This is a genomic window from Salinicoccus halodurans (assembly GCF_900114445.1).
Classification (GTDB): Bacteria; Bacillota; Bacilli; order Staphylococcales; family Salinicoccaceae; genus Salinicoccus; species Salinicoccus halodurans.
The window spans coordinates 39,875-61,394 of record NZ_FOTB01000005.1 but is presented as its reverse complement, the minus strand read 5'-3'; the positions used below and the strand labels follow the sequence as shown (position 1 = coordinate 61,394).

Annotated in this window: 23 protein-coding genes and 1 riboswitch; of the genes, 3 read left to right on the top strand and 20 right to left on the bottom strand. The window is 45.4% G+C overall.

All coding sequences use genetic code 11. From position 1 onward, the window contains the following. Nucleotides 1-96 precede the first annotated feature (96 nt). From BM271_RS10875 to BM271_RS10865, 3 genes are all read left to right on the top strand, one after another. Nucleotides 97-696, top strand: coding sequence for a xanthine phosphoribosyltransferase (locus tag BM271_RS10875; RefSeq protein ID WP_046790887.1), 600 nt, complete (start codon nucleotides 97-99; stop codon nucleotides 694-696). Next, on the top strand, nucleotides 683-1,996 hold the full coding sequence (locus BM271_RS10870; RefSeq protein WP_046790888.1) for a nucleobase:cation symporter-2 family protein: 1,314 nt from the start codon (nucleotides 683-685) through the stop codon (nucleotides 1,994-1,996). The genes BM271_RS10875 and BM271_RS10870 overlap by 14 nt, the downstream gene beginning before the upstream one ends. A gap of 100 nt (nucleotides 1,997-2,096) precedes the next feature. Continuing rightward, nucleotides 2,097-2,447 carry a DoxX family protein gene (locus BM271_RS10865; RefSeq protein ID WP_046790889.1) on the top strand — a complete coding sequence of 117 codons (351 nt, stop codon included), beginning with the start codon at nucleotides 2,097-2,099 and terminating at the stop codon, nucleotides 2,445-2,447. 71 nt (nucleotides 2,448-2,518) lie between these two features. Here the strand turns inward: BM271_RS10865 and BM271_RS10860 are convergent, their stop codons facing one another. The 20 genes from BM271_RS10860 to BM271_RS10765 form a co-directional block, all read right to left on the bottom strand. Continuing rightward, nucleotides 2,519-2,965 (bottom strand): DUF5342 family protein, encoded by a 447-nt coding sequence (locus BM271_RS10860; protein WP_046790890.1) that lies wholly within the window; start codon nucleotides 2,963-2,965, stop codon nucleotides 2,519-2,521. A gap of 123 nt (nucleotides 2,966-3,088) precedes the next feature. Continuing rightward, nucleotides 3,089-4,546, bottom strand: a complete 1,458-nt coding sequence (locus tag BM271_RS14515) for an ABC transporter ATP-binding protein (RefSeq protein WP_052749900.1) — start codon at nucleotides 4,544-4,546, stop codon at nucleotides 3,089-3,091. 10 nt (nucleotides 4,547-4,556) lie between these two features. Next, entirely contained in the window at nucleotides 4,557-5,414 is an 858-nt protein-coding gene (locus BM271_RS10850) for an ABC transporter permease (protein WP_046790891.1), read from the bottom strand. Nucleotides 5,415-5,417: 3 nt separating this feature from the next. Continuing rightward, nucleotides 5,418-6,404 carry an ABC transporter permease gene (locus BM271_RS10845; RefSeq protein WP_046790892.1) on the bottom strand — a complete coding sequence of 329 codons (987 nt, stop codon included), beginning with the start codon at nucleotides 6,402-6,404 and terminating at the stop codon, nucleotides 5,418-5,420. Between the two features lie 38 nt (nucleotides 6,405-6,442). Further along, complete coding sequence (locus tag BM271_RS10840) at nucleotides 6,443-8,035, bottom strand: ABC transporter substrate-binding protein (protein WP_046790893.1); 1,593 nt, start codon at nucleotides 8,033-8,035, stop codon at nucleotides 6,443-6,445. A gap of 98 nt (nucleotides 8,036-8,133) precedes the next feature. Then, nucleotides 8,134-8,958 (bottom strand): urease accessory protein UreD, encoded by an 825-nt coding sequence (locus BM271_RS10835; protein ID WP_046790894.1) that lies wholly within the window; start codon nucleotides 8,956-8,958, stop codon nucleotides 8,134-8,136. Next, the gene (gene ureG / locus BM271_RS10830) at nucleotides 8,951-9,571 is read right to left on the bottom strand and encodes an urease accessory protein UreG (RefSeq protein ID WP_046790895.1); all 621 of its coding nucleotides are present in this window, start codon (nucleotides 9,569-9,571) and stop codon (nucleotides 8,951-8,953) included. Before ureG ends, BM271_RS10835 begins: the two co-directional genes overlap by 8 nt. A gap of 55 nt (nucleotides 9,572-9,626) precedes the next feature. Beyond that, entirely contained in the window at nucleotides 9,627-10,313 is a 687-nt protein-coding gene (locus tag BM271_RS10825) for an urease accessory protein UreF (RefSeq protein WP_046790896.1), read from the bottom strand. Further along, nucleotides 10,306-10,761, bottom strand: coding sequence for an urease accessory protein UreE (ureE, locus tag BM271_RS10820; protein WP_046790897.1), 456 nt, complete (start codon nucleotides 10,759-10,761; stop codon nucleotides 10,306-10,308). Before ureE ends, BM271_RS10825 begins: the two co-directional genes overlap by 8 nt. A gap of 10 nt (nucleotides 10,762-10,771) precedes the next feature. Further along, complete coding sequence (gene ureC, locus BM271_RS10815) at nucleotides 10,772-12,490, bottom strand: urease subunit alpha (RefSeq protein WP_046790898.1); 1,719 nt, start codon at nucleotides 12,488-12,490, stop codon at nucleotides 10,772-10,774. Beyond that, nucleotides 12,490-12,810, bottom strand: a complete 321-nt coding sequence (locus BM271_RS10810; RefSeq protein ID WP_046791561.1) for an urease subunit beta — start codon at nucleotides 12,808-12,810, stop codon at nucleotides 12,490-12,492. Before BM271_RS10810 ends, ureC begins: the two co-directional genes overlap by 1 nt. A 49-nt stretch (nucleotides 12,811-12,859) precedes the next feature. Beyond that, a complete protein-coding gene (locus BM271_RS10805) occupies nucleotides 12,860-13,162 on the bottom strand; it encodes an urease subunit gamma (protein WP_046790899.1) in 303 nt (100 codons plus the stop codon). Between the two features lie 490 nt (nucleotides 13,163-13,652). Then, nucleotides 13,653-14,603, bottom strand: a complete 951-nt coding sequence (locus tag BM271_RS10800) for an ATP-grasp domain-containing protein (RefSeq protein ID WP_046790900.1) — start codon at nucleotides 14,601-14,603, stop codon at nucleotides 13,653-13,655. A gap of 81 nt (nucleotides 14,604-14,684) precedes the next feature. Continuing rightward, nucleotides 14,685-14,789: riboswitch (SAM riboswitch) on the bottom strand. Nucleotides 14,790-14,860: 71 nt separating this feature from the next. Beyond that, nucleotides 14,861-16,363, bottom strand: coding sequence for an FAD-dependent monooxygenase (locus BM271_RS10795; RefSeq protein ID WP_046790901.1), 1,503 nt, complete (start codon nucleotides 16,361-16,363; stop codon nucleotides 14,861-14,863). A 25-nt stretch (nucleotides 16,364-16,388) separates the two neighbouring features. After that, nucleotides 16,389-17,153 carry a glycerophosphodiester phosphodiesterase gene (locus BM271_RS10790; RefSeq protein ID WP_046790902.1) on the bottom strand — a complete coding sequence of 255 codons (765 nt, stop codon included), beginning with the start codon at nucleotides 17,151-17,153 and terminating at the stop codon, nucleotides 16,389-16,391. Between the two features lie 236 nt (nucleotides 17,154-17,389). Then, nucleotides 17,390-18,007, bottom strand: coding sequence for a 3-hexulose-6-phosphate synthase (gene hxlA / locus BM271_RS10785; RefSeq protein ID WP_046790903.1), 618 nt, complete (start codon nucleotides 18,005-18,007; stop codon nucleotides 17,390-17,392). Nucleotides 18,008-18,020: 13 nt separating this feature from the next. Beyond that, nucleotides 18,021-18,677: a ribose 5-phosphate isomerase A gene (rpiA, locus tag BM271_RS10780; RefSeq protein WP_046790904.1), complete on the bottom strand. Its 657-nt coding sequence runs from the start codon at nucleotides 18,675-18,677 to the stop codon at nucleotides 18,021-18,023. Continuing rightward, nucleotides 18,678-19,964, bottom strand: coding sequence for a TRAP transporter large permease (locus BM271_RS10775; RefSeq protein ID WP_046790905.1), 1,287 nt, complete (start codon nucleotides 19,962-19,964; stop codon nucleotides 18,678-18,680). After that, nucleotides 19,964-20,458 (bottom strand): TRAP transporter small permease, encoded by a 495-nt coding sequence (locus BM271_RS10770; protein ID WP_046790906.1) that lies wholly within the window; start codon nucleotides 20,456-20,458, stop codon nucleotides 19,964-19,966. The genes BM271_RS10775 and BM271_RS10770 overlap by 1 nt, the downstream gene beginning before the upstream one ends. A gap of 19 nt (nucleotides 20,459-20,477) precedes the next feature. Then, the gene (locus BM271_RS10765; RefSeq protein ID WP_046790907.1) at nucleotides 20,478-21,509 is read right to left on the bottom strand and encodes a TRAP transporter substrate-binding protein; all 1,032 of its coding nucleotides are present in this window, start codon (nucleotides 21,507-21,509) and stop codon (nucleotides 20,478-20,480) included. Nucleotides 21,510-21,520: the final 11 nt, after the last annotated feature.

Genomic DNA, 21,520 nt, shown 5'->3' with positions numbered 1-21,520 from the left:
TTGATCCCGAAACGATTGCTCATCCGATGGATGCGCGGTGGTTTTGGGATTTTTTATTTGGAAGAATGGTTTTAAAAAATGGCTGAGGTGAAAATAATGGATATTTTGAAAGATAAGATTTTATCAGAAGGCACGGCACTTTCTGAGTCAGTGCTGAAAGTGGACAATTTTTTAAATCATCAGATCGATCCACAGCTGATGCATGAAATCGGTGCCGAGTTCAAAAAACGTTTTGAAGGCAAAGGAGTCACTAAAATACTGACGCTTGAATCTTCCGGCATTGCCCCGTCAGTGATGGCCGGACTGCTGATGGATGTTCCTGTAGTCTTTGCACGCAAGAGACAATCGCTCACTTTGACTGACGGACTTCTCACTTCCGAAGTCTATTCATATACAAAGCAGGAAACGAACCAGATCTGCGTGGCTCATAAATTTCTGGAAGAAGATGACACTGTTCTCATCATCGATGACTTCCTTGCCAACGGCAAAGCGGCCGAAGCGCTGATTGATCTTGCAGAACAGGCAGAGTCAAATATCGCCGGTATTGGAATCGTCATCGAAAAATCATTCCAGGAAGGCGGCGGCCTTCTCCGGGACAGAGGACATCATGTGGAGTCGCTCGCCCGCATAGCGAACCTGGCGGAAGGCAAAATTGAATTTGTTCAGGAAAGGGAGAATTCCAATGCAAATGTCTAAGACAAAATCCCTGTCGCTCGGACTCCAGCATGTTCTCGCGATGTATGCCGGTGCCGTCATTGTGCCGCTCATCATCGGTGCAGGCATCGGCCTCTCCAACGCCCAGCTCACTTATCTGATTGCCATCGATATCATGATGTGCGGGGTGGCGAGCATACTGCAGGTTTGGAAGAATAAATTCTCGGGCATCGGCCTGCCCGTTGTACTCGGATGTACGTTCACAGCTGTGGGTCCGATCATCGCAATCGGCAATTCGTACGGTATCGAATCGGTCTATGGATCCATCCTCGTTTCCGGACTCGTTGTTGTTCTAATCGCAAAATATTTCAGTAAAATGATCAGATTCTTCCCGCCGGTCGTTACAGGTTCCGTCGTTACGGTAATTGGTATTACACTCATTCCTGTCGCAATCAATGACCTTGCCGGCGGTCAGGGCAGTAAAGACTTTGCTTCACCGATGAATCTTGCAATCGGATTCGGAACTTTATTCGTCATATTGATGATTTTCAAATTCGGCAAAGGATTCGTCAAATCCATCGCTATTCTGCTCGGCATACTGATCGGCACCGGGGTGAGTGCATTTTTCGGCCGTGTAGATTTCTCTGCAGTTGGTGAAAGCTCATGGTTCCATCTGCCGCAGGTGTTCTACTTCGGCATGCCGGAATTCCATCTGGCGCCAATACTGACGATGGTTCTCGTTGCGATTGTCAGCCTAGTCGAATCAACAGGCGTATACTTCGCTCTTGGTGATATAACTGATAAAAATCTGGATGAAGATGATATGAAGCGTGGATACCGGGCAGAAGGTCTGGCGATACTTTTCGGCGGATTATTTAATTCATTCCCATATACGACATTTTCACAGAACGTCGGTCTTGTGCAGCTTTCCGGAGTGAGAAGTAATCACATCATCTACATTGCAGGCGGCATGCTGGTCCTGCTCGGACTCGTTCCTAAAATCGGTGCGTTGACACTGGCCATTCCAACATCTGTACTCGGCGGTGCAATGCTGGCCATGTTCGGCATGGTCATCGCCTACGGTATTAAGATGCTCTCCAATGTAGATTTTGAAAAACAGGAGAACCTGATGATCGTCGCAATTTCTGTAGGCATGGGACTCGGCGTCACAGCAGTACCGGAATTATTTGCTGCGCTTCCAGCACGTATTTCAGTCCTCACAGACAGTGGCATCGTGATGGGCAGCCTGACTGCCATCATCCTCAACATCGTTTTCAACATGAGGAAAGCACCGTCTGTCAAAGCAGGTAAAGTATCTCGTGAGCAGCAGGCCGCAGGATAGATTTTGAAACGTCTTCCGACTTCGGAGGCGCTTTTCATTTGAATCGGAACGGCCGGAAGCATATACTGTTGCACATGGACCAGTTGGAGGGGTCAAGATTATGAAAAGAATAATAATGGGTACAGTATTTTTGATTGCAGGAACCGTCCACTTTTTAAAACCGGGAATATTTTCCAGGATCACCCCCGCATTCATTCCCTTTAAAACTTTCATCGCCTATTTCACAGGCGCTCTGGAATTTATATTTGGGACGCTGCTGCTTTTGAACAGGATCAGAAACTGGCAACTTTCCGGCATGCAGAAGTTCCTGTGGGCTGTATTCCCAGCCAATGTCTATATGTATACGCATCAGGAGCATCTGGGTCTCGGGAAATATCCGAAGTGGGCACTGCTCGGGCGTCTGCCGCTTCAAAACCTCATGGTGGATATGCTTGAGGATATTAAGAAATAATCTATTATAATTTCAAATCTTAATTTAAAGGGCAGGCTTTTCTAACGAAAAGCCTGCCCTTTAAATTTGCTCTATTCAAGTTTTTCTTTCATTTTCTCATGGACTTTTTCTTCAGCTCTGTCCACCCGTTCATCTTTTAACTTACGTCGTGGTTTAGGGTGAAACCATTCTATTTCCCCACTTTCAAGAAAAACACCTCTGAATTCTTCACCTTGGAGCTTTAGTTTAAACATATGAAGCTTGCGTGCCTGATTTTTTGAAATCGGTTCTACTTCAATTTCATCCATTTCATTTTTGATGCCATGTTCATCCAGCAATTCATGTATTTCCGCTTCTACTGAAGCTAATTCAGCTTCGCCGATATCCTGCTTCGGATGGGGATTCAGCCATTGGATTTCTCCTTCGGCATAATCTCCTTTATAATTACGGCCATCGATTACAAGTTTGAATTGATGTCTTTCATGCTGCCGGGTTTCGAATACCGGTTCTACTTCAAAGTTATCTACCAGTGGAAACACCTCCTGAAAACAATTAGTTACTACTACATTCCCGCTTCAGAGAGAAATATGCCTCTTTCAGGAATTTAAAACTCAGCTTAACCATTTTGCATCAGGAAGTCAAATGGCGCAGCAGCACAAAAATCATTTCAGATCATCGAAATGTATGATGCGGTCACATACCCTCTCAAGCAGGTGATAATCGTGACTGATTGCTAAGATTCCCACTCCCCGTTCATCAGCCAGTTCTATCAATGAATGCCAGATCTGTGATTGCGTAACTGCATCCAGCATCGTCGTGATTTCATCTGCAACAAGGTACTCTGTATCACCGGTCATTGCCCGTGCCAGACAGAATCTCTGCAGCTCCCCTCCTGATAATTCACTCGGCCATCTCTCAAGCCAATCCTGTCTTATACCCAGTGTCTTCAGAAGTTTTTGATCAATCTCTCCTGCTTCCTGCAGCGTTTGTTTAATACGCCATCTTGGATTGATCGCTTTCTCGGGATGCTGCCAGACCATTTGAACAGGATGTCTGCCTTTTTTCGGAATCGTCTTTCCTGCAATCTCGACAGTGCCTCCTAATGTCGTCCTATACCCGGCGATAACCTGTGCCATCGTCGATTTCCCAGACCCGCTGTGACCGTATACCCCTACAATTTCACCCGGCTGCACTGTCAGATCCAAGTCTTTGAACAGCCATGAACTGTTTGGATAATGATAGCTGATACCTTTTATTTCAAGTGAAGGTTTCCCCGATTTACGAGAATTGGAATACGCAGAGGGCTGCAGTGAAATAAAGTCATTTTTAGGCAGGGCGCGCCACAATGCTCTAGTATATGGATGGCGCAGTCTTTCACCTTTTCCGGAAAAATCTCCAGCCTGTGCAATTTCTATCGTTTCCCCTTCATAGAAGACGGCAATTTTATCGGCTATCTGCAGTGCGATTTCAATATCGTGGGTGATGAACATCATGCCTTTCCCTGCATCAGCCAGCCTTCTCATTTGTCCGACTGTCTCCTGGAGTACAGCCGGATCCAGGCCCGGTGTCGGTTCGTCCGCAATGACCAGATTTGCATTACCTGCCATGGAAGTCGAAATGAGCACTCGCCTTGCCATCCCGCCTGATAATTCAAACGGATAGCGGTCACCTGCGGAATCAGGCAGCCCCACTTTTTTAAATATATCCTGTTGGACCCGCTTCTTATTTCTCCTTGCAATCATCGTCCGAACTTGTTTTCCGGTCTTCATCAGAGGATCGAGTGCATTTACCGACTGGGGGATGAGGGATATTTCTTTCCCTCTTAATAAAGCTTGCTTTTTTTCTGTAAGTGCTGCTCCTTTATAATTCAATGTGCCTGAAGTGACCGCATTATCCGGCAATATGCCTAATATGGCATTTGCCAGCAGACTCTTTCCTGATCCGCTGGCACCCAATACTGCCACTATCTCCCCTTCATGGATCGTCAAATTGAAATTACGGACAACTTCCAAGTCCCTCTCCCGTAATCCTTTCCCATAATGACGGAAAATCAAAGAGAAATCTTTTACTTCGAGCAGCGGTGTTTCCCCGGAGTGTCCAATATTTTTATCTTCAACCATTGCTTTCCTCCTATATCCTTTGACCATGGAAAGGGTCGATCAGTTTCTGAATATTTCTGCCGAGCACATCGAAAATAATTACCATGAGTAATAAAGAAAACCCCGGGAAAAATGCCAGCCACCAGTGCCCTGTTGATAAATATCTCATCGATTCTGATAAGATAATCCCAATGGCAGGCGTTTCCGCAGATAAACCGAATCCCAGAAATGTAATGGCTGCTTCATGCAGGATGGCATGTGGGAACAGCAGGATGAAGCCCACCACCAGATGCGGAATCAGATGAGGCAGAAAATGATGTCTCGCAATCCATATTTTTGATTTACCCAGGCGTTCGGACACCCCTACATATTCAGCTCCTTTCAATTGAAGCACTTCCGCTCTCAGCAGACGGGCGAGGCTCGGCCAATGCGTCAAAGCAAGACCGATCACAACACCTTTGAAGCCCCCGCCGGCGGCAAAAGAAATCAGTATCAGCGTTACGATATGGGGCACACTCAGAAAAAGGTCAATCATCCAGGTGACGATGTTATCCATTGTTTTATTCCACGAAGAGAGCAGACTTAGTGTCAGAGCGATGATTGCACTCGATAATGCAGCGAGTACACCGACACTAAGACTTAAAGTCAGCCCTTTCAACGTGCGCATCAGCATATCCCTGCCCAGCCAATCCGTACCAAAAAGATGGTCGGGGGAAGGCGCCCGGTTTTTTGATTCCAAATCGATTCCAATTGCATCTGCATCTATCAGCAGACCGCTGATGATCAGCCCAGCAAGGATGACTGATGAAAACAGGATTGCCGCTGCAGTGCGCTGTCTGATATTAAGGTGCAGTCTGCGCCTGCGGTTATGTGTGATTTTACCTTCCATTTTCTACATCCCCCTCCTGATGCGGGGATCTATTACTTTATAAAATAAATCCGCCAACAGATTCCCAGTAAACACGAATAGTGTCGTGAACAGGACAATGCCCAGAAGCAGCGGTACATCACTGCCAAGACCGGCCTGTACGACCGCCTGTCCCAGTCCGGGATATGAAAATACCTGTTCTGCCAGAACCGCGCCTCCAAACAGTTCACCGAATGAGGCGAAATGAAGGGAGACTGCAGGGAGGGATATATTCCTCAGTCCATGCCTCCATAACAGAGTAAATCCTCTTTCACCTTTTGCCATGGCAAAGCGCACGTATTCACTTTCCAGTACTTCTATCAGCTTCTGTCTCGTATGCAGTGCCACATTGGCCACACCCACTACACTCAAAGTCAGTGCCGGTAAGAATAAATGCCGGAGTCGTTCCGCCAAAGAAACATCGGCTTCCAGGATTCCTGCCGGCGATCCAAGTCCGATCGGGAACCAGCCAAGCCATACAGAAAAGAACATCAGCATCAGAAGGCCAAGCCAGAAGGCCGGTGTGGAGGCGAGCGTAAAGCAATAGCCTTTGATCAGCTTGTCTACAAAGCTCCCTTCCTTCATGCCGGCAGTGATGCCCAGTACAAAACCGATGATGCCTGAAATTATCCAGGCCAGTGCCATCAACGCCAGAGAAGCAGTAAAACGTTCACCGATGACATCTGCGACACTGCTGCGATAGAGCAGAGAGGTCCCGAGGTCCCCCTGCAGCACAGCATTTCCCCAGGAGAGATACTGCTGTACCGGCGATTCATCCAAACCCCAGTAAGCTTCTATATTCTCACGCTGCTCAGGGCTCACGCGCGTCATATCCGCACCAATATAGGATTGGACAGGATCAATCGGTGAAAGGCTGACAAGCAAAAAGGACAGGATGCTGATGGCAGCGAGCAGTGAAGCCAATTTCAAAATCTTTCCAAAAATATATTTTGCCATGTTACTGCTATTCATCATCATCCCTCCTTCTATAGATCATTCCGTTCTTTGTCTCATTCATTCCAGTGCCACTGATCGATATTATCTGTTATCGGCCAGCCATGACCGTGTGGATGTAACTTCTGATTACCGATATTCAAGTTTTCATCCACCAGATATAGATGCTGTATATTTACAAGCCATGTCCATGGTGCGTCGCCACGGGATGAAAAGCCAGTTTCTCCATCCCACTGGGCTTTCTTCCAATATTCATACGCTTCTTCCTGAGTCGTTGCATGCATCGCTTTCTCCATATATTCATCTACAGCCGGATTGGAATAATAATTCGCATTATAATAACCTTCCCCTCTGGTGCTGCTGCTGTAGATATTGTACATTTCGAGCGGGTCATGACTGCCCCACCCCATCATGACGGGATTGGAATGCATTGATTTTTCCAGCTCATTCCAACTCTGACCTTCTGTTGTCACTTCGATTCCAAGCGTTTTTATCTGATCTGCTGCTGCAATGGAAAGTGACTGTCGGATTTCATCTCCCGCAGGATAAAGTATCTTAAACGCTGCTTCCAGACCCTCTTTTTCACGTATGCCTGCATCATTTATTTTCCAGCCGGCTTCATCCAGCAGCTTTTTTGCTTCTTCCAACTGGTTATCCGTCACTTCGGTTTCGGGGTTCCACCATGGTAAATGATCCGCTACTGAATAGGCGGGTGTACCATATCCGTTCAATACGCCTTCCACCAGTGCTTCCCTGTCCATGGCCATATCTATTGCTTTCCTGATTGTCTCATCTGAAGTGACATCATTTCCAATAGGTGTGCCATCTTCCTTTTTCTTTCCGGATTCTACAAATGGAAACATAATGCCCCGGTTATCCACTGTATCCAATGCAAATAAGTCCATGCCGGTTACCTCTTTCTCAGCAAAGCTGGGTGTCACGGCCGCTACATCCACTTCATCCGATTTTGCTGCGGCAAAGGCTGCATCTTCTTCCAGGAATAAAAACGTTAATCTTTTAAATTCGGATTTTTCTCCATAATAGTACGGGTTTTCTTCCACTATCAATTGCTGACCTTTATTCCATTGCACAAGCTGATACGGTCCAGAGCCAATCGGATGCTCATTGTATGTATCATCATATGCATGCTCCGGAACAATCCCCAGGATCACCAGATGGGAAAGAAATGTAGACTGTGGTTCTTTCAATGTGAATTCCACCGTATGCGCATCAGTCGCTTCCACTTTTTCAAGGTTGCTCAAATCGATGACCGATCCGCTTCCTTTGGCTGTTTCAAAAGTGAACACCACATCTTCAGCTGTAAGGGGCTCCTGGTCTGAGAACACTGCATCATCCCGGATTCCGACTTTATATGTTTTTCCATCTTCACTTATCTGATACTCTGTTGCCAAATCGTTTTCAATATTGAAATCTGCATCATATTTCAATAATGTACTCTGAAATAAAGGTGAACCATACATGCCCCATCCTGTCGTCGGATCAAACCCCTCTTCCGGTTCTCCACCGATGGCCAGTACCAGTTCATCATTTTTCGGAGAATTCTCCGCCTGCATCTCCATTTTTTCGTTCGAGCAGGCACTCAAAATACCCAATACCATAAAAATTACTATAATACTTATTTTTCTCATTCATCGATACTCCTCATCGCCTTATTTTAAAACGGCATGGTATTTTAAACCGTTTTTAAAAAGTAATGCCCGACAATATTAATATGTCGGGCCCGGCACTAATATTTGCGTAGAAAACTCGGTTTCATCTGCTGCCATTCTTCGCTTATTGCAGCGTGGCAGGCGGCTGTAACACGTTCAATCACCTGCGTTTTATCAGCAATGATCCGCAAGGTGAACCCAGGCACTGTCAGTTTGGATATCCCAAATTCAAAATCACCGGATTCTGCGTGTACCACTTCATACAGACGGTCAATCAATGCATCATCCGTCTTTTCCCCGATAACGATGAAAGAGCCAAGGTGGGTATATCCTTCCATGAATCCCAGCCCGGTCATGTTCTGTTGTTCCGGTTGAAGTTTGACATGATCGAAAACGACCAACTCACCGTCCATATAGATTTCGCTTTTAAGACGCAATGTATCATAGCTGAATGCGTCCCCTTCCGGAGACCATCCCGGCGTCACTATGTCTGAATAAAGCAAGGTTGCGCCTTTCTCCATATAAACCACATTTTTCTGTATATACTTTGCATCTTTATATGCGATGAGCGCATCCGGCAGATATTCCAGATAGCTGTTCTTTTTCAAATGGAATTCTGTTTCCTGGTATGCATAGGATTTAGGCGTCTTATAGACTTTCGTCGATGATTGTGTCGTCAAAGTCAGACGGGAGTCTTCACCAAGAGATACTCTCATACGGTATGTATCTCCATCCAAATACCCCCCGCCCGGATTCAGAAGATAATAGCAGGGATAGCTGTTTTTACCAAAATATACAGGGCGCATCACTTTGAAAGCACCCTGAAAATAAATATTATCAGCTACCGTCCTCCCCTGACGGTTTTCCACGTCAAGTTCCAAAATACCCGTCCATTCAGACATCCTGACCCAGACCTTTTAGCAATGCATTTTTCTCAATCCATTCAACCACCTGGTCCAAACCTTTGTTATCCTTCAGATTTGTAAACACAAACGGTTTGTCTCCACGGAAAACTTTAGTGTCAGATTCCATTACCTCAAGACTCGCGCCGACATATGGCGCCAGATCAGTTTTATTGATTATGAACAGATCCGACTTGATCATGCCCTGTCCACCTTTACGCGGGATTTTTTCGCCCTGGGCCACATCGATGATATAGATTGAGAAGTCGACAAGTTCTGGGCTGAATGTTGCTGCAAGGTTGTCACCGCCGCTCTCTACGAAAATCAATTCGACATCCGGATGTTTTTCCTGAAGCTCCTCTATCGCTGAGAAATTCATGGATGCATCTTCACGGATGGCAGTGTGAGGACAACCTCCTGTTTCTACACCGACAATCCTGTCTTCATCCAAAATACCATTATTGACCAGGAACTTAGCGTCTTCTTTTGTATATATATCATTCGTGATTACTGCCATGCTCACTTCATCGGCAAGTTCACGCGTGATTTTTTCCACCAGCATTGTCTTCCCTGCACCTACAGGTCCGCCAACTCCGATTTTAATTGGTCCCATACTTAACACGTCCTTTTAAAATTATTGATTATATTATTCTTGCACCGCATTTTTGTCACGAGCTGAAAATACGTATACCTACGCGTTCGTGCTGCATCTGGGATATTTCAAGACCTGGTGCCACGACTCCGAATTCCATTTCATCGAGACCGATGATCCTATCCCCTGCCGCTTTCAATTCTTCCTGGAAAGCATAGATGACTTTCTGGCCTGCAGTCTGTCCCAGCGGAATCGCCCGCACTGCGTTCTGAACAAGAGCCGCGATGGTTGAATACAGATAATAAACAATGGTCGTTTTCTTCTCCACTCCCAAGTAATGACCTACCATTGTAAAGACGATGGCCGAGTGCCCGAAAGACTGTTTATTTTTCAAACGTTTACGATAGGCTGATAAGATTGGGATATTATAGATGGACTCCGCGATATCCAGCATTCTGTCCCCCATCCGCTGAGTCCCGTCCCGCGATTCCTTCGCAAGGTTCTGGACGGTCAATATGCGGTCCATTTCCCAGACCTTATCCAGGTCATCCTGTTCCAACGCCTCATACACAATTCTCGCAGCCAGACCATCTGCATATGCAAGCTGTTCATGCAAATAAACTTTGAGCCAGCCGGAAAAAGTTTCTGCATCAACAACCTTATCCTTCTGAATGTATGTTTCAAGTCCAAATGAATGGCTGAATGAACCGGTCGGAAAATTGGAATCGCACAATTGGAACAGCGACAAAGCATTATTAGTCATGACTGTGACCGATATGACGGAATGCCTGCTTCACCTTGCGCTCTTCCCGCTTGAATGGAATTTCCATTTCATCGAGCAGTTCCTCCACAAGATAATCATACTGAACAAGCATGTCGTCTCCTTCAAATTGGGCCGGCAAATGTCGATTTCCCAGCTGATGGGCGATTGTTCCCATTTCGTTCATGCTGCGGGGACTGATGATGATCAGATCATCGGACAGCACGTCAATAATTATGATATTTTCATCATCCATATAAAGGACATCTCCCGCTTTCAGATCGCGGGGATTCTTCAGACGGATGCCCAGATCGCGGCCGTGGTCTGTTTCAACACGCTGGATGCGTTTCATCAAATGTGCACTTTCCATATACACCTTTTCCTGATGACGCTTATTTAATTCATCAGGATTCAACTCGCTTACATTCGTCACTATTTCTTCTATTATCAATTATTCCACCTCAAAATAGGAAGTACCGCTGGCCAAGTGGCACTATGTCAACCGGGTCGCACGTCAGTACTTCTCCATTAATTTTAACTTCATAAGTCTGCGGATCAACATCTATATCCGGGGTTTCCGAATTCAGCTTCATATCTTTCTTCGTCAACTGACGGATGTTGTGAACGGGAAGGACGATCTTCTCAAGTCCCAGCTTCTCTTTAATATTGTTGTCATATGCAGCCTGGGAAACAAAGGTAATGGAACTGTTTGATAATCCTTTGCCATAGGATGCGAACATAGGCCGGTAGATCATTGGCTGAGGCGTTGGAATCGTTGCATTAGGGTCGCCCATCAGACTCGATACCGCCATACCGTTCTTCAGGATCATCTCAGGTTTCGCTCCAAAGAATTTCGGATCCCAGATGACAAGGTCCGCAATTTTGCCGACTTCAATGGAACCCACATAATCGGAAATGCCGTGTGTAATCGAAGGATTGATGGTATATTTCGCCACATAGCGCTTAACACGGCTATTATCCGAATACTCGCTGTCGCCCTCCATCACGCCGCGCTGCTTTTTCATTTTGTCGGCTGTCTGCCAGGTCCGCGTCACCACTTCACCAATGCGGCCCATTGCCTGCGCATCTGAACTCATCATACTGAAAACCCCCATATCCTGGAGGATATCTTCTGCAGCAATCGATTCGTTACGAATGCGGGAATCTGCAAATGCTATATCCTCCGGTACAGACGGATTCAGGTTATGGGCAACCATTACCATATCCAGATGTTCATCAATCGTATTGATTGTGTAAGGCAGCGTCGGATTCGTCGAAGCAGGCAGCACATTCATATATCCCGCCGACTTGATTAAATCAGGCGCATGGCCGCCGCCGGCTCCTTCTGTATGATACATATGAATCACACGGTCTTTGATTGCTTTCATCGTGTCTTCAAAAAAGCCGCCTTCATTCAATGTATCGGCATGAAGTGCAATCTGAACATCAAATTCATCAGCCACTTCCAGAGCCTGGCTGATTGCAGACGGTGTTGCGCCCCAGTCTTCATGAATTTTCAAGCCGATGGCACCTGCCAAAATTTGTTCCGACAGCGGTTCCCTTGCCGCCGCATGACCTTTCCCGGTCAGACCGACATTGATTGGAAGTCCTTCCAAAGCGCCGAGCATGCGTTCAATGTGCCATTTCCCAGGCGTTGCCGTTGTTGCTCTGGAACCTGCCCCAGGTCCGGCACCCCCGCCTATGATTGTAGTAATCCCACCTGTCAGTGCGACATCTATCTGATCCGGATTGATAAAATGTACATGGGTATCAACCGCACCGGCAGTGACAATCTTCCCTTCCCCTGAAATCACTTCAGTGGAAGCGCCAACGATAATATCCACTTTATCCTGAACTAGAGGGTTTCCCGCTTTGCCAATACCGGATATTTTACCATCACGGAGCGCAATATCCGCTTTATAGATTCCTGTATAATCTAATATAACGGCATTGGTGATGACTGTATCCGGAACACGCACGTCTTCTTCCCTTGTGATGGAAGGGTGCTGTCCCATGCCGTCACGAATCACTTTACCGCCGCCAAAAACGACTTCTTCGCCATATTTCGTATAATCTTTTTCAATTTGAATGAATAGATCAGTATCCCCCAATCTGACAGAATCTCCTGTAGTCGGCCCGTACATCTGGGAATATTGTTCTCTCGACATTTTAAAGCTCATTATTCAATCCCGCCTTCCAATTGTCCGTCCACTTCATTATGGAAACCATAAACTTCTCTTTTTCCGGCAAAATCAATCAGCTGCACTTCTTTTTCATCCCCCGGTTCAAAACGGACAGCCGCACCGGCAGGCACATCCAGACGTTTACCATAAGCGTCCTCCCGGTTAAAACTCAGTGCATTGTTCACTTCATAGAAATGATAGTGAGAACCGATCTGTATAGGTCTGTCGCCTTTATTAATTACTGTAAGACGAGAGTTTTCCGCACCTTCATTACAAACAATTTCCTCTGACTTTAATATATATTCCCCTGGAATCATCATTAACCAATCCCTTTCTCATCTTTTAAAATAAGAATAATCAACCATTCTACCGTATAGGGTTATGGACGGTGACCAGTTTCGTACCGTCCGGGAAAGTCGCTTCAACCTGGATATCATCAATCATTTCCGGAATACCTTCCATTACATCCTCACGCTTCAATATCGTCGCGCCATATTCCATCAATTCCGCAACTGTTTTACCGTCTCTGGCACCTTCTATTACTTCGTATGTAATAAGTGCCATCGCTTCAGGATGGTTCAGTTTAAGTCCTCTTTCTCTGCGCCTCCGGGCAAGATCTGCAGCAACTACAATAAGAAGCTTATCTTTTTCACGGGGTAATAATTGCATGTTTCATCCTCCTCGAAAATGTAGTATTTCATCTTATCCTATATCCATAAAATATGTTTTGAAACGCTTTCATCGTTTAAACTGCAGATAAGACGTTAAATAGATCATTAATGAATAAACCAAGCTGCTTCGAGCAACAATAGCAACCTACTTTATATCTACACATATGTGGTTCGATTTTTTAAAAGCGACATTCATTTTAAAACTATAGGCGTCCGTTATTCATATCCGTATTTTTCACGGGAGAGACAGTGGGTCTCTGAATAACTGAAAAAAGTGAAAGTTATTTATAACATTATATTTAATACTGCGTAGGTAAAGAAAGGATGGATAGTTTACTATCGTTGATTTGAAGCGGTTTTTGATCCTAACCTATTATATAATTTTCCCCCGATAAATCAAGCATAACCCTCAAGAAATTTCTCACACTTTTAATATTTACACAAAAAAAGCGAACTTTTCCTACGAAAGTCCGCTTCTAAATTTATTATCATTTAATTGAAATCACAGATTGGTCAAGCAAACCACCAAGATATTTCGCAATTCCGAGCATGCCGAACTGCCTGCCGACTTCTTCTGCGTTGCTGTTATAGTTCGTATTCGTATTGATATCGTAAGTGTATATGTTACCTCTCCCATCCCTGATGAATTCTATGCCGGCGATTTGAATATCGTTGCGCCGGAGCATTTTTTTATATTTCTCAAGTATCGGATCATCAAACCCGTTTATAATCTGGAATTTGGGCTGTTTTCCATCACTGTCCCCTGCAGGACAGAAAAGATCTTCAACCGAGCAGGCATCTGCCGGACATAATTCGAAACCTTCGGAAGTATCGACCATTACAGCATACATGAATTCGCCGCCGACAAATTCACATCTTGTGATGAATGGTTCCGGTGATTCAATATATTCCTGGATCAGAGTGATCCCGTCAACAGGGTCTTCGAAATCTTCACTTTCAATATAACTCCGCAGTCCTTCTTTGGACCGGAACAGCTTGACGCCCAGCCCCTTGCCTGCACGGTTATGTTTAGTGATGAACGGTCTGCCTTCGAATTTCTCCACCGCTTCGAGCAACTGTTTTTTGCCGACAGCCGCAATGGTTTCAGGCGTCTTCACACCATACTTTTCGAGTTCGAGGTACTGCCTGACTTTGCTTATTTCAAGGTTCAGTGCGCCGCTTCCGTTGATGACCGTTCTTCCGTAATGTTCCAGCCAGGCAAGCACCGCATTTGCCAGTTCCGGAGCATATCTGTTTCCCCTTGTATGAGAAGATGCACTCATCCTGTTATAGAAGACACCTTCCGGCGGGACTTCATTCAAATCGACAGTTCCTTGCGTCAGATTCCAATCCTCATACGGCAGTCCAAGTTCTTCAAAACGTTTATAAAGCGGAGCGGTCCATTCACTGTTCTCATGTATTACAAAAATTTTTGACATAGATTCAAAACCTTTCCATAACCCTATCCAAAAATGAAAAATGCACTTCCCATATAAGAAAAGCGCATAATGCATCTGCTCATCTTATCTTCCAGACATAATAGCCTGATGGAATTGGCACAGTGTCATAATGATCTGCTGCCGAGGTTTCTTTGGGCCACGTCCCTCCACCTCTCTGGATAAAAGTTAATTCATATTTGATTACTAGGTTATAGAATATGATAAAGCATCGCGTCTAAAGAGTCAATGCACATCGTTCATTTCATGAAAAAATTTTCGTATTCGAAGAATCTTTCTACATTATTATCTTCCGCAATCACCGCTATATAGCCGTCCGGACGGACAAGCATGACAGTATTCTTCTTAATACCTGCCTTTTTCGCTTCTGCCGTCCAGTTGAATTCGTAAAGATCAATATTGGAATTTCGTATGAAACGCCGCATTTCCCGGCTTGTCTGACCGTACAGGTGATACTGGAATGCCACTCTGTCCAGCGGTTCATAGTTGTCTCCCTCTCCATATTTCACCCACGGCAGACGATCGCCGCCGTTTATTCTGCCGGTGCGGCCCTTTGTCATTATACTGTTTTCATAATCTATATGGATCTGGGAAACCATCCGGAACATCTGCTGCCGCATTATTTTTAACCGGAAAAGATTGGGTGCAATATTCGGCATGAAAATATTCCTTACTGCATCTGAAAAGATATTGTCGCTGACCAGTCCCTTGAATACCTGGTCAGTCGTACTTACCAGAAGTCTGGCGAAAGGTATTCTTTCTTCTTCATAGGAAGACAGAATTTTTTCATCCATTCCTTTGTCTATCACTTCCGCCAGCTTCCAGGACAGATTCATCGCATCCCCGATGCCGGTATTCATACCCTGCCCGCCTGCAGGGCTGTGTATATGACCCGCGTCACCTGCGAGGAATACATCATTTTTTCTGAAATGTTCACTGACTCTGTGATGGACTTTATACGTCGAGAACCAGTTGACTGTCTCGGCTTTGATTCCAATATGGTTCTCTACATAACCGTTGACATCTGTATAGCGGACATCCTCTTTTCGACGGACACTCTGCTTCGGAACAAGACCGATGATACGGACGGATCCGGAAATCCTTACAGGCAGTACCAGTGCGAATCCCTCCTTTGACATATGAACCTGGACACCATCCACATCGATGTCACTCATCACATCGGCCACAAAGAATACTTCCTCATAAGTCCCGCCTGGAAAGTCATAGCCCATCATTTTTCTGACAATGCTTCCCGGACCGTCACATCCGCATAAGTAGTCATATTCAAGTGTCTCTGCACTCACACCATCTGTTACGACCGCTGTCACTCCGCCGTCTTTTTGCTCATAGTCGATCAGTTCCCGATTCCATCCGATTTCAATATTCTTCTTTTTTAAGTATTCGATGATGATTCTTTCATGTTCGTCCTGTGGAAGACTCAGAACAAAGGGAAACCGGCTGAGTCCCTTGCCAATATTACCAAAATTGATTCCCGCTCTTCTTTTCCCTTCGTTGAAAATGGCAATATTGTCGGCAATGATACCTCTGTCAATCATTTCTTCAGCAAGACCGAACTGGTCATACAATTCCAGTGTCCTTGCGTGAACAACCATAGCTCTCGACTCTTTGCCGGGCCCCTCCGCCTTATCTATGATTTTGAACGGGATACCCTGACGTTCGAGTCCGACTGCCATCGCAAGGCCTGTCGGCCCTGCACCGACGATTAACACTCTGTCTTCCATACAACCATCCCTTTATCATTGATTATTATCCTATTCCCGCTTCACCCGCCTTGTATTCTTTCCTCGCCTGAAGCATCTCGCGGGGAAAATCCGTCATTATCGCCTCCACTCCGAGTTCAAAAAAACGTTCTGCATCATCGACATCATTTACAGTCCATACACGGACTTTGTCTTCGGACTTACCAATCTTCCCGGTTTTCTTCAGCACGGCATTATATGAAAGATGCACCGCATCCAGTTTCAGCGTATTGATATAATCGTAAATGATGGAAGGTACCTTCTTATTCAACCAGGCAATTCTGGCATTCGGGTTGATCGTTTTTATCCGGATCAGTGTCGGCAGATGGAACGAAGAATAAACAATCTTGTGCTCGATGGCATAGCCACTGACCATGGCATCCACTTTTTCCTCGATTCCCTCATATAAGACTTTGTTCGTCTTAAGCTCAATATTCAGTTCTATGTCATGATATTCAGCAAGTTCAAGCACTTCCTGCAAAATCGGGACTTTCTCCGCCTCCCATGACGACTCATATGCTTCAAAGTCCTTGTACCTCGCACCGGCGCTCAACGCCCTCACTTCTTCGAGCGTCATATCTCTGATCATACCTTCACCGTCAGTCTTTCGCTCCACGTATTCATCATGGATTACCACAAGCTGACCGTCCGAGGTCATATGCACATCAACCTCCAGACCGTCCACACCCATTTCGACCGCCTTTTCAAAAGCCAGCATCGTATTCTCAGGATAAGTCCCCTTGGCACCTCTGTGCGCGTATATCTTAGTCATTATTCTTCACACTCCATTTGAATTAAAAAAAGGACAAACATTCACATGCTCATCCCCCGCCCGGAGATTTTCATCCCCTCTCCTGTGCAGTGTTCCCATCGGTACTGATGGATACAGGTTTCAATATATTTACCCAGAGGATCCGGAATCAAACCCTTTTTACCGAGTCCGTTTCCCATGCTCCTGAAATCAGTAAAAACCTCCCACTTTAACGAAAGCGGGAGGCGGTGTTCAGATTAACTGATGCATTTTTTTATCAGTTCGGATTTCGATTTTTTATCGCCGGCTTTAGTTATACCACTGCCAACGATTACAACAGAAGGATTTAAATTAAGGTACTCATCCAGATTAGTTTCATTGATGCCGCCGGCAACATAAATATTGAAGCTGGTATCTTTCAGTGCATCAAAGAATGTATCATGTCCGATGCTGCCCTTTTGCTGGTCTTTACCGATATGGGCGCTGACAGACGTGATGCCGAGCGATTCCAAAGCTTCAAGGATGCCGGGGGTTTTATTGTTCAGAAGATCGACGACGACTTCTTTTCCCGCTGATTCTGCAGCATCCATACATGCTTTAATAGTATTCATATCTGCAAAAGACATGACGGTGACGATATCTGCACCGTATTCAAATGCCTTCATGCTTTCACTTTTTCCTGCATCACAGATTTTCACATCCGCCAGGACCATTTTTTCCGGATATTTGTTTTTGATGTCTCTCACAATAGAGAGGCCGTACTCTTTTATGACCCCGGTTCCGACTTCGATTATATCAATAGAAGTGTTCACCTGTCCAAGGATGTCAAAACATTCATCATACGACACCCTGTCCAGTGCGACTTGGAGTTTCATCTTCATCCCTCCTTTATAATTGCTTGAGCGTTTTGAATGCATCGTCATTGAAAGATATAATTTCCTCGATATACTTGTCGAATATGCCGGTTTCAACTACTCCGGGGATATTCAGCAGTTTCTGCTGGAGGGCGTGCAGGTCATCTATACTTCCATACGTGCAGTCTATTATGAAATTTCCATTGTCTGTTACAAATAATCCCTCATCACCTGTACGCATCGTTGTGGAAGCGCCGGTTTCTTCTATGATTCTCCGGGTCATTTTATAAAGATACTGATTGATTTCTACCGGGATTGGTACATGATTAAAATCAGTCACCTTTTTATCCATATGGGCTATTAGGATGATCTTTTCAGAAAAATAATCAACCTGCTTCTCCCGGAGGAGTGAACCTCCGCCACCCTTCACTGCAATGCATTCACTTGTAAACTGATCCGCTCCGTCAATTGCGACATCAATCGACTCTGCATCAAAGATGACTTCCAGCCCCAGTTTCTCCAGGGCTTTCTCCGTCTTCAGCGAGGTGGACAGAAAAGTTACATCCAGATTATTTTTCTCAATATAATTTTTCATTACCGGCAGATACCTTTCAATGGTTGAGCCGGAGCCCATTCCTATGATACTGTCGTTCTTTATATAGTGATTGAGATACTCAAAAGCTTTTTCCATCTATTCGGCACCCCCCGCCATCATATCCGGAATTATGAAAACAAGTCCGGGGAAGAATGTAATCAGCAGCAGCACTGCGATGATGATCAGCAGGTAGGGAATCACTGCTACAAATGACCTTTCAATTGATAACCCGGCAATTTTACTGGCTATCAGCAAACACAACCCGTACGGCGGTGTTGCCAGCCCGACTGCCAGAGTGATGACAACGATGAGACCGAGGTGCACCGGATCGATCCCGAATGCTTCTGAGGCAGGGAGGACGATCGGCACGAAGAGTATCATTGCCGGAATGGCATCCATGAATGTCCCGACGACCAGGAAGAATCCGATGATCAGCAGCAGGAATACCCATTTAACCGAAATGTTCTCGGTGAAGAATTCCTGGGCCAGTGATGCAAGCTGGTAATAGCTCAACAGCTCTCCGAGTGCACTGGCTGTGGCAAGTGCGAACAGTGACAGCGCACTTAGGGACAGGGTATCAAAAATTATTTTAGGCAGGTCCTTTATTTTTAATGTTTTATAATAGAACATGCCGATTAACAGGGCGTAGACTGATGCGATTGCTGCCGATTCAGTCGCTGTGAAGATACCGGTCATTATCCCGCCGATGATGATGATGATTGTCAGTAAGGCCGGGAAAGTATCCAGGAACTTTTTTGCGATTTCTTTTAAATGTACCCTTTTGAAAGTAGGATACCCCTTTTTAACGGAGAGGAAATAAATGAATATCATCATGCCGAGCCCGATCAATATTCCGGGAATGATTCCGCCGAGGAATAGTGTACCGACAGATGCGTTGGCCACACCTGCAAAAATGATCATCGGGATGCTTGGTGGTATTACAACACCGATTGTTGAGGACGCTGCAGTCACACCTGTGGCCGTCTCTCTGTCATAACCATTTTTGATCATGCTGGGAATCAGTACTTTTCCTGTTCCTGCAGTATCTGCCTGGGCGGCGCCTGAAACCCCTGCAAACATCATTGAAACAAGTACATTCGCCTGGGCGAGTCCGCCTTTCAACGGTCCGACAATTGCCAATGCAAGGTCAATCATCTTTTCGGAAATCTTTCCCGAATTCATCAGGTTCGCAGCGAGTATGAATAACGGCACTGCGAGAAGGACGAATGAATCCAGCCCATTGACCATTTTCATCGGGATGATCACTTCCGGTATATCCGGGATGGTCATCATGCCGAGCAGTGCGACAATCCCTATGACGAAGGCGATCGGCACACCGATGACGAGAAGTATGATAAATAGTGCGACAAGTAAATATCCCATCAGTTACTGATCTCCTTTCCATCCAATTTCTTAAGGGATGCGATTGAGTTGATGATATGATTCACAGAATAAAGAATCATCGTTATCGACATGACCGGCACCGAAAGCCATACAAAGCCCATCTTGAATGCCGGGACCGTCTCCCATGTATAATTCCAAAAATGCTGCAGGAGCTGGAATCCATATATTGTAATGTACAGATTGAAAACCACCAGCAGTGCATCTATGAAAATATTCAAATACAAGTTGTTTTTCCTCGAGAGCTTCAACTTGAGCATATCAAATGTGAAGTGCTCCCTGTGGCTGACCATCAATGCTGCTCCCATGAAAATCGCCCAGATGAATGCATAGTTTGCCAGTTCTTCCGTCCATAATACTGAAAGTCCCATATATCTTGTGATTATCTGTAAAATCGTGGCCAGGAAAAACATGACCAGGAATAGGATACCTGCGGCAATCTGCACTTTTTCTATTGCTTTTATCATTTTATTCATTGTTTCACCCCCGTAGATTTTACTGCTGTTCTCTAAGTTCTCTTATTTTTTCCAATGTATCCGTCATTCCCAGCTCTTCTGCAAGTTCATCCTGGATGGGTTCTGCCACTTCCTCCATTTCAGTTGTATCCATCTGGTTCACTTCTGCCCCTGCGTCAAGGGCAATCTGCTTATATTCCTGATCCTGTTTCTCGACCGCATCCCTCTCCGCTTCAACGGATGCCTCAGAAGCTTTCATCAGTATGTCCTGGATATCTTCAGGATATTCGTCAAATCTATTGCCGTTTGCCAGCAGGAATCTTGTCGTGTAGTCATGGGCAGTCTCTGTAATATATTTTCCATTTTTCGTTGTATGGTGGTTCTGCTGTACAAAGTACGGATAGGAGTTTTCCGATGAATCAACGACATTCTGCTGCAGTGCCTGGTACAGTTCACCCCATGATACTGAAGTTGGTATCGCACCTGTCTCCTTCCAGAAATCAGCGACAACACCCGATGACTGTGTGCGTATTGTCATGCCGTTCAGATCTTCCATTTCCTCGATCGGCTTTTTCCCGTAATAATGTCTTGCGCCTGCGGACCAGTAACCGAGCATCTTGAAGTCATTATTGGACTTCTCGTTGACCATTTCCGCAAAGTCTTCACCAATTTCACCGTCGAGGACTTTCTCCCAATGCTCATTGCTTTCAAATAAGTAATGCAGCGCAAAGAAATCAAATTCCGGTATTCCCGTTTTTGTCATGAACCCCGGAGAGACCAATACGACATCTGCAGCGCCCACAACAAGTTTCTGGACAAGTTCCGGTTCCTCTGTTCCGATTGTCCCGGCATGTACCTCTACTTCAATTCTGCCGTCCGACTCTTCTTCCGCCACCTCTTTGAATTTCAGCAATCCGGTCTGATAAGGGCTCTCACTCGAGGTCTGGTTATGGGCGGCGATGATCTTAATCGGTTCTTCTTTCGTCCCTTCGGCTACATTCTCAACATCCGAGCACGAAACCAACGAGAGGCTTACAACTGAGATAAGTATTGTCAGGAAAAGCTTTTTCATATAATAGAACT